Below are 902 nucleotides of genomic sequence, written 5' to 3' on the forward strand. Positions count from 1 at the left end.
CAGGAGCTGCCTAGGGTAAAACTAGTAACTAGGGCTAAGTCGTAACAAGGTAGCCGTACCGGAAGGTGCGGCTGGAACATCTCATTTTAGAGACTCATTTGGAGTATAAACAAAAAAAAGAGAGCTTACTTAAAGTAGCTTTGGTTTTTTTACTGGTTGGTATATAAAGAAATAACCCCTAAGATTAGTATCAGGGATAAGAAAGAGATTAGAAACTAGAAGTTGGGAGTTAGAAATAAGGATGTAAGTCTAAATTCTAACAATCTAAACTCTGACATCTAAGACAGTCTCGTAGCTCAGCTGGTTAGAGCGCTACACTGATAATGTAGAGGTCGGCAGTTCGAGCCTGCCCGAGACTACTAATTGATAGAGGTTGGATACTAGAAGTTAGAATTTAGAAAAAGTTGAATGTCTAAAATCTAACATCTGAAATCTAACATCTACACTAATGGGGGAATTAGCTCAGCTGGCTAGAGCGCCTGCCTTGCACGCAGGAGGTCAAGGGTTCGACTCCCTTATTCTCCACAAGGGTTAGATATTTAATTTAAAAGTGACGGATGGAGCCAAATACAACATCAGTTCATTAAATATTTAGCAAGCGTAAAGCACATTGACATTAACGGTAAAAGACATCACAAAGAGAAAACCGAGCACTTATAAGTGCTTGAGTAACCAAAAAAATTAGGAAAGAAATCGTTAAGGGCGTATGGCGGATGCCTAGGCTTTCAGAGGCGACGAAGGACGTGGTAAGCTGCGAAAAGCTACGGGGATTGGCACACACGAATAGATCCGTAGATATCCGAATGGGGCAACCCAATACATTGAAGATGTATTACTGCGTAAGCAGAGCAAACCCGGAGAACTGAAACATCTAAGTACCCGGAGGAAAAGAAATCGAAGAG

General features: G+C 41.2%; 2 tRNA genes and 2 rRNA genes. All 4 read left to right on the forward strand.

Features of this window, described 5'->3' with window-relative positions:
* A 16S ribosomal RNA gene (locus D1003_RS11450) occupies nucleotides 1-87 on the forward strand; the annotation flags it as partial.
* 198 nt (nucleotides 88-285) lie between these two features.
* A tRNA-Ile gene (locus tag D1003_RS11455) sits at nucleotides 286-359 on the forward strand.
* A gap of 92 nt (nucleotides 360-451) precedes the next feature.
* Nucleotides 452-525: transfer RNA gene (locus D1003_RS11460), tRNA-Ala, on the forward strand.
* A gap of 161 nt (nucleotides 526-686) precedes the next feature.
* Nucleotides 687-902 (forward strand): 23S ribosomal RNA (locus D1003_RS11465); the annotation flags it as partial.

The organism is Riemerella anatipestifer (assembly GCF_009663465.1).
Taxonomy (GTDB): Bacteria; Bacteroidota; Bacteroidia; order Flavobacteriales; family Weeksellaceae; genus Riemerella; species Riemerella anatipestifer_C.